Origin of the sequence: Nocardioides pini (genome assembly GCF_026712185.1) — a bacterium.
GTDB classification, from domain to species: domain Bacteria; phylum Actinomycetota; class Actinomycetes; order Propionibacteriales; family Nocardioidaceae; genus Nocardioides; species Nocardioides pini.
This window is the reverse complement of sequence record NZ_JAPPUX010000011.1, coordinates 1-7,652: the sequence shown is the minus strand read 5'-3', so window position 1 is coordinate 7,652 and position 7,652 is coordinate 1. Positions and strand designations below refer to the sequence as shown.

General features: G+C 71.9%; 6 protein-coding genes. 4 read left to right on the top strand and 2 right to left on the bottom strand.

The window, feature by feature from the left end; genetic code table 11:
• Positions 1-281: 281 nt before the first annotated feature.
• Entirely contained in the window at positions 282-1,832 is a 1,551-nt protein-coding gene (locus NYO98_RS21820) for a serine/threonine-protein kinase (RefSeq protein WP_268114023.1), read from the bottom strand.
• A gap of 151 nt (positions 1,833-1,983) precedes the next feature.
• On the opposite strand from NYO98_RS21820, the gene NYO98_RS21815 reads away from it, so the two are divergent.
• Genes NYO98_RS21815 through NYO98_RS21805 form a run of 3 tightly spaced genes read left to right on the top strand, consistent with a single transcriptional unit; the run spans position 1,984 to position 4,459 of the window.
• Positions 1,984-2,505: a hypothetical protein gene (locus tag NYO98_RS21815; protein WP_268114022.1), complete on the top strand. Its 522-nt coding sequence runs from the start codon at positions 1,984-1,986 to the stop codon at positions 2,503-2,505.
• 20 nt (positions 2,506-2,525) lie between these two features.
• Positions 2,526-3,803, top strand: a complete 1,278-nt coding sequence (locus NYO98_RS21810) for a sensor histidine kinase (protein WP_268114021.1) — start codon at positions 2,526-2,528, stop codon at positions 3,801-3,803.
• Positions 3,800-4,459, top strand: a complete 660-nt coding sequence (locus NYO98_RS21805; RefSeq protein WP_268114020.1) for a response regulator — start codon at positions 3,800-3,802, stop codon at positions 4,457-4,459. The genes NYO98_RS21810 and NYO98_RS21805 overlap by 4 nt, the downstream gene beginning before the upstream one ends.
• Here the strand turns inward: NYO98_RS21805 and NYO98_RS21800 are convergent, their stop codons facing one another.
• Positions 4,460-5,839 (bottom strand): serine/threonine-protein kinase, encoded by a 1,380-nt coding sequence (locus NYO98_RS21800; RefSeq protein WP_268114019.1) that lies wholly within the window; start codon positions 5,837-5,839, stop codon positions 4,460-4,462.
• Between the two features lie 72 nt (positions 5,840-5,911).
• Between NYO98_RS21800 and tyrS the strand changes: the two genes are divergently transcribed.
• Positions 5,912-7,177: a tyrosine--tRNA ligase gene (tyrS, locus tag NYO98_RS21795; RefSeq protein WP_407673975.1), complete on the top strand. Its 1,266-nt coding sequence runs from the start codon at positions 5,912-5,914 to the stop codon at positions 7,175-7,177.
• Positions 7,178-7,652: the final 475 nt, after the last annotated feature.

The window sequence follows — 7,652 nt, the reverse complement described above, 5'->3', positions numbered from 1 at the left end:
GATCTCGGTGTCGTGGCAGCAGATCTGTCTGGGCAAGGCCGCCGCCGGGACCAGCGTCGATGTCCACGTCACCGACCGGGTGATCCAGGTCTGGGACGGCAACCAGCTGCTCAAGACCGTGGCACGAGAGTCCCGCGGGGAGTGAGGAAGAAGAAGGCCTCGATCCCGAGGCCGGCACAGGTCTAGATTCCGTTTCAGGGTGTCAAGCAGGTGCCGAACACCTCAGGTCAAGCAGGAACCGGAACTCTTCAGCCCTACGCAGTGCAGGGCCTCGGCGCGAGCTATCCCTCGCCGGCGATGAGGAAGCTGTCGCCCTGCTGCTCGAGCTGCAGGCGCCCCTGCTCCGTGCGCGTCTGGCCCGCCGAGGTCACGTAGTCGATCGTGTACGTCGTGGTCAACGACCGGGGATCGGCCTTGATGGCCCGCGGTGTCGCCGACTCGATGCTGCTCCAGAAGCCGGAGTAGCGCTCGAAGCCGCCGCTCTCGGCCTGGAACTCGGGCGTCAGCATCGCGAAGGTCGCCTCGGGGTCGGAGGTGACGGTCGAGAAGTAGTCCGAGACGAACGCGCGCATCGCCGCAGGGGTCCCACCGGCCGCGTTCGTCGGACTGGGCTCGGTGGTCGGCTCTTCGCTGGTGGAGGGGCTCTCGGACGGGGTGTCGCTCGGGCTGTCGGACGGGGTCTGCGAGGTCGGGTCCTGCGAGGCGCCCGGTGACGCGCCGCCCCCTCCGGCGTCGCTCGGCTCCTCGTCGCCCGGCCAGAGCAGCCACGCGCCGATCCCCGCCACCAGGACGAGCGCCAGCACCGCCGCCACCCAGCCGAGCCTCGACCGGCCCGAGGTCGCTGACGCGGAGGACGGCGCCGGGGTCCGGGTGGGGGCCGGCGTGGGGGCCGGGGTCGGGACAGGTGCGGGGGCCGGTGCCACGGCCGGCACCGCTGCCGGTACGTCGTCCTCGGTCGGCTGCTGCGCCGCCATGACGGCCGTGGGGGAGTCGTCCCGCGTCAGCGCGCCGTGCCCCGCGGCTGAAGGGGCCTCCGACGGCTCGCCGCGGGCGATCCGGCGCAGGTCGTCGCGCACCCGCGCCACGGGCCAGCGCTGTGCGGGCTCCTTGACGAGCATCGCGGCGAGCAGCCCCGCGACCGGGTGGTCGTCGGGCAGGCGGGGCGGGTCGTCGTGGACGATCTTGTAGAGGCCGCCCAGCACGTTGTCCCCGACGTCGTACGGCGGCCTGCCGACCAGCGCGTGGAACAGCGTGGCGCCGAGCGACCAGACGTCGCTCGCCGCGGTCGCCGGCTGCCCGGTCGCCACCTCCGGTGCCAGGTAAGCGGGGGATCCCGTGATGAGGCCGGTCTGGGTGAGCGCGGTGTCGCTGGCTGCCCTCGCGATGCCGAAGTCGCCGAGCTTGGCGCGGTCGTCGCTGCCCACGAAGATGTTGCTCGGCTTGACGTCGCGGTGCACGATCCCGGCGGTGCCGGCCTGGACGAGCGCGTCCGCCGCCTGGGCGAGGATCGCCGCCGCGCGCCGGACGGGCAGCGGGCCGTCGGCCGCGACGAGCTCGGCGAGGGTGAGTCCCTCGACGTGCTCCATCACGAGCCAGTAGCAGTCCTCGTCCTTGACGAGGTCGAAGATCGACACGACGTGCTGGTGGTTGATGCCGGCCGCGAGCCGCGCCTCGCGCTGGGCGCGTGACACGTCGTCGGAGGTCGTGCCGGGCAGCAGGCCGATGCGCTTCACCGCGACCTGGCGGTCCAGCAGCTCGTCGTGCGCGAGGTGGACGACACCGGCGCCTCCGCGGCCGATCTCCTTCTCCACGCGGTACCTGCCTGCGATCACCGAGTCCCCTTCCGTGGCTGACCTTCAAGGCTAACCACGTGCGCGAGGTGGCCTCACACCCGTTGGGACCAGTCGGGGTACTAGCACCATCGGCCATCTCGCCGGCAGCGCCGCGGGCGACGAGGCTGGGTACACCGACAGAGGAGGACCCATGAACATCACGATGACCAGCACGATGACCAGCACGACCCGTCTCGCCCGATCGCTCGCCGTCGGCGTGGCGCTCGCCGGAATCGGTGTGGGCACGGTGGGGATGGGCGCTGCCCACGCCGCCCAGGTCGACCACCCGTCGTCCCTCCGTGGTGGCGACGACGACCCGGCCGGCGACGACCACGGGGGCCACGGTGACGACGACGGCGGCGGTGGCGGCGACGACGACCGCGTGATCCGCACCGGCAGCTGCAGCGCCGGCGCCGACTGGAAGCTCAAGGTCAAGACCGACGACGGCCGCCTCGAGGTCGAGGGCGAGATCGACGCGAACGTCGCCGGCCAGCGGTGGCGCTGGACGCTCCGTCACAACGGGTCCGTGAGCGACCGCGGCGCCGCGACGACCACGCCGCGGAGCGGCTCGTTCGAGGTCGAGCGCAGGGTCGTCGACCTGGCCGGCACCGACACCCTCGTGTTCCGTGCCGTGCGCGACGGCCAGGTGTGCCGGGGTGTGGTCAACTACTGACCTCATCGGAGGGACGCCCCATGCGCTGGTTGACGAATCCCGTGGCCCAGTTCCTGGCCGCGGGATTCGTCACGCTCGTCGTCGTGGTGCTGGCGACGGGCGCGCTGTCCCGGTCGGCCGCCGACGAGGAGGCGATCGCCGACGCCCGCTCGCTGACGTGGGTGCTCGCCCGGTCGGTGGCCCAGCCGGCGATCCCGCCCGGCCTGGTCGAGGGCGATGCCGCTGCGATCGACCGGATGGACCGTACGGCGCTCGACCGGCTGCTGGTCGACGACGTCCTGCGCATCAAGCTGTGGGACGCCGACGGCCGGGTCCTCTACAGCGACCGCACCGAGCTGATCGGCGCGGTCTACCCCTTGGGCGACGACGAGCTCGAGGTGCTGCGCGACGGGGGCACGGATGCCGAGCTGTCCGACCTCGGCCGGCCGGAGAACCGCTTCGAGCGCGACCTCGGCGGCGACCTCCTGGAGGTCTACACGCGGGTCCGCTCACCCGAGGGCGAGCCGCTGCTGTTCGAGGCCTACCTCGGCGTGGACGACATCCGCGCGAGCCGGACCCGGATCCTGGACCGGTTCCTGCCGATCTCCATCGGAGCGCTGGTCGCGCTCGTCGCCCTCGGCACCCCGCTGGTGGTCCTGCTCTCCCGCCGCCTGTCACGCGCTGCGCGCGAACGGGAGCGGCTGCTCGAGGCAGCCGTCCGTGCCTCCGACGCCGAGCGGCTGCGCATCGCCCGGGACCTCCACGACGGTGTCGTGCAGGACCTGTCCGGGTCGTCCATGGCGCTCTCCGCGCTGGCCGCCCACGCGGACGAGCCGCACCGTCGCGAGCTGGAGGACGTCGGGCGCTCGCTGCGGGTGAGCATGCGGTCCCTCCGGTCGCTGCTGGTCGAGATCTACCCGCCCGACCTGCACACGGCGGGCCTGGCCGCCGCGGTCGACGACCTCATCGCCCCGCTGGTTGCGGCGGGAACGACGGTCGACGTCGACGTCAGCGGCGCGGACGGCGCCCCGCGCCCGGCGGTGGCGCTGGTGTGGCGGGTCGCCCAGGAGTCGGTCCGCAACGTGGCGCGCCACGCTCGCGCCGACCGGATGTCGCTGACAGTCCGCCACGAGGACGACCGGCTGGTGCTGGAGGTCGTCGACGACGGCGTCGGCTTCGACCCGACCACCGCGCCGAGCGACGACCACTTCGGCCTGCGTGCGACCGAGAGCCTCGTGCGCGAGCACGGCGGCACCTGGGAGGTCGAGTCCGCGCCCGGCTCGGGCACGATGGTCCGCGTGGAGGTGCCGGTCGGATGATCCGCGTCGTGGTGGCCGACGACCACGCCGTCGTCCGGCGGGGGCTGACCGGTCTCATCGAGTCGACCGACGACCTCGAGGTCGTCGGCGTGGCCAAGGACGGCAGCGAGGCGATCGACCTGGTGCGGGAGCTCCGGCCCGACGTGGCGGTGATGGACCTCCAGATGCCCGTCCTCGACGGGGTCGAGGCCACCCGCGCGATCGTCGGCGAGGCGACCGGCACGGAGGTCCTGGTGCTGACCTCGTTCTCCGACTTCGCCCGTATCGACGCCGCCATCGAGGCCGGCGCGGTGGGCTACCTGCTCAAGGACGCCGAGCCCGAGGTGCTCCTCGACGGCATCCGGGCGGTGGCCCGCGGCGGGTCGCCGCTCGACCCGCGGGCGGCGCGGCGGCTGCTGTCGCGCCGGTCGAGCACGGTGGGTCCGGGGCGGTCGGAGGACGTCGACGTCGCGGCGCTGTCGCCGCGCGAGGCGGAGGTGCTCCGGCTGGTGGTCGAGGGCCTGCTCAACAAGCAGATCGCCCAGCGTCTCGGCATCACCGAGCGCACGGTCAAGGCGCACCTCACCTCGGCGTACCAGCGCATCGGCGTCGCCGACCGCACGCAGGCCGCGCTGTGGGCGCAGCGCCACGACCTCGGCGGGCCCGCGACGGGCTGACTATCCCTCGCCGGCGATGCGCAGCTCGTCGTCGAGCCGCTCGAGCTGGAGCCGCACGCGCTGGGTGCTCCGCGCGCCGGACTTCATCACGTAGTCGACCGTGTAGCCGACCGTGAGGTCGGACGGGTCGCTGGCGACGTCGGCCAACGACGCCGACTGCACCTTGCCCCACCACCCCATGTAGCCCTCGAACCCGCCGCTCGCGTCCTGGAACTCCGGCGTCAGCTGCTCGAACGCCGCGCGGGGGTCGCTGGTCACGGTGGAGAGGTACGAGGTGATGAAGGCGTCCATCTGGCGGCGGGTGTCGGCGGCGGTGACCGGGGGAGCGCTGCTGCCCGTGGTGGTCCCCGACGACTCCGCTGTGCGCGTCTGCTGTTCGTCGGGCAACGCCTCGGGAGTGCCGCGCCCCGCCCAGACGTACGCCGCGACGACGGCCGCGACCGCGAGCGCAGCGGCGGCTGCGAGCCACCCCCACCGGGCGCCGTTGCGGCGCGCGGGCCGGTCCGGGGGTGGCGACGCCGCGACGTACGGCATCGTGCCGGTCGCCTCCCGGGTCGGCGCCGGTGCCGGCGCCGGGACCACGGTGGAGCGCTGCCCGCGGGCGATGCGTGCCAGCTCGTCGCGCACGCGGGGCATCGACCAGCGCGCGTCGACGTCGCGGTTCATCATCACGGTGAGCAGACCGGCCATCGGGTGGTCCTCGGGCAGCCGGGGCGGGTCCTCGTGGACGATCTTGTAGAGCGCGCCGATCAGGTTGTCGCCGACGTCGTACGGCGGCTTGCCCGTGACCGCGTGGTAGAGCGTCGCGCCGAGCGACCACACGTCGCTCGCCGCGGTGGCGGAGGACCCCGACGCCACCTCCGGGGCGAGGTAGGCCGGCGATCCGGTCACGAGCCCGGTCTGGGTGAGGGAGGGGTCGTCCTCCGAGCGCGCGATGCCGAAGTCGTTCAGCTTGGCGCCGCCGCCCGCGATCATGATGTTGCTCGGCTTCACGTCGCGGTGGACGATGCCGTGCTCGTGCGCCTCGACGAGCGCGTCGGCGGTCTGGGCGAGGAGGGTCGCCGCCTCGGTGGCGTCCAGGGGCCCCGACGTGCGCACCCGTTCGCTCAGCGTCTGGCCGTCGACGTACTCCATCACCAGCCAGCGCACGTCCTCCTCGTCGACGAGGTCGAAGACGGACACCACGTGCGGGTGGTTGAGGGCGGCGGCCAGCCGGGCCTCGCGCTCGGCGCGCTCGAGCTCGGCGCTGTCCGACCCGGGGATCAGGCCGATGCGCTTGATCGCCACCTGGCGGCCCAGCACCTCGTCGACGGCGAGGTGCACGGTGCCGGAGCCACCGCGGCCGATCTGCCTCTCGAGCCGGTACCTGCCTGCGATCACGTGCCGAACCTCCTGCGTCCTCGCCCTAGGCTAGTGCCCGCGAACCAGTCCACCTCACCCGAAGGAATCCACGTGAACACCCCCAACGTCCTCGACGAGCTGGAGTGGCGCGGCCTCGTCGCACACTCCACCGACCGCGACGCGCTCCGCGCTGCGCTGGGCGAGGGGAGCGTCAAGTTCTATGTGGGCTTCGACCCGACGGCGCCGAGCCTCCACATGGGCAACCTGGTGCAGCTGGTGACGGCGCGACGCCTTCAGGACGCCGGCCACACGCCTTACATCCTCGTCGGCGGCGCCACTGGCATGATCGGTGATCCGCGCGACTCCGGGGAGCGCACGCTCAACTCCCTCGACACGGTCAAGGAGTGGACCGAGCGGGTCCGGCAGCAGGTGTCCCGCTTCGTCAGCTTCGAGGGCGCCAACGCGGCGACGACGGTCAACAACTACGACTGGACCGCCTCGCTGTCGACGATCGACTTCCTGCGCGACATCGGCAAGCACTTCCCGGTCAACCGGATGCTGGCCCGCGACACCGTGAAGCGTCGTCTGGAGTCCGGCATCAGCTACACCGAGTTCTCCTACGTGCTGCTCCAGTCGATGGACTACCTCAACCTCTTCCGCGAGCACGGTGTGGTGCTCCAGTTCGGGGGCTCCGACCAGTGGGGCAACATCACCGGCGGCGCGGAGCTGGTGCGACGGGTGACGGGGGAGAACGCCTACGGCTTCGCCACGCCGCTGATCACCAAGACCGACGGCACCAAGTACGGCAAGACCGAGGGCGGCGCCCTCTGGCTCGACCCCGAGATGCTCTCGCCCTACGCCTTCCACCAGTTCTGGCTCAACGTCGAGGACGAGAAGGTCGGCGAGCTGCTGCGCATCTTCACCTTCCTCCCGCGTGAGGAGATCGAGGAGCTCGAGCAGCAGACGGCGGAGAAGCCGTTCCTGCGCGCCGGTCAGAAGCGCCTGGCCGACGAGGTCACCGCGCTGGTGCACGGTGCCGACGAGGTCGAGCACGCCAAGGCCGCGGCCGCCGCGCTGTTCGGCGGGGGAGACCTGTCCGGCATCAAGCCCGACACGCTCGCCTCCGCGCTGAGGGAGGCGGGAGGTACGACGCTGCCCGCCGGCGAGCTGCCCGGCATCCTCGACCTTCTCGTGGCCGCCGGCCTGGCGAAGAGCAAGGGGGAGGCGCGGCGCACCGTCGCCGAGGGCGGCGCGTACCTCAACAACGTGCGCGTCGAGGACCCCGACCACCAGCCGACCGAGTCCGACCTGGTCGCCGGGTCCTGGCTCGTGCTGCGCCGCGGCAAGAAGAACTTCGCGGGCGTCGAGGTCTCCTGAGGACGTCGTGGGGCGGGCCCTTCCGGCCCGCCCGACACCCGTCCCCAACCGCCCCACGGGCCCCAACAGGCCTCTGACCTGCGGAAACGTGAGTGTGCTCGCGGTCACAGCGTTTCGATTTGCACGATCCCGGCGAACTGCATAATGTTCTCTCTGTCGCCAGGGAGCGGCGGGGAGCAAGACCGGTCAGGTCGGGCTCCCGGCCCCGGGCAGGACAACCCGAAGCGGTCATCGGTCACGGTGACACCACCGGGTCAGGGCGAAACAGCCGAGGATTTGCCTCGCCAGAAAGTCGCTCGCTAGGTTTGACCAGTTGCCCCACGCAACCGAGATCCTCACCGGATCGCGATGTGGGTGCGTCTGATTCTTGAGAACTCAACAGTGTGTTTGATTAGTCGACGAATTAGTTTGTTATGCCCCGTTGGCATCTGGTGAAGCTTCGTGTGGAGCTGGGTGTCGCGGTTTCTTTGACGAT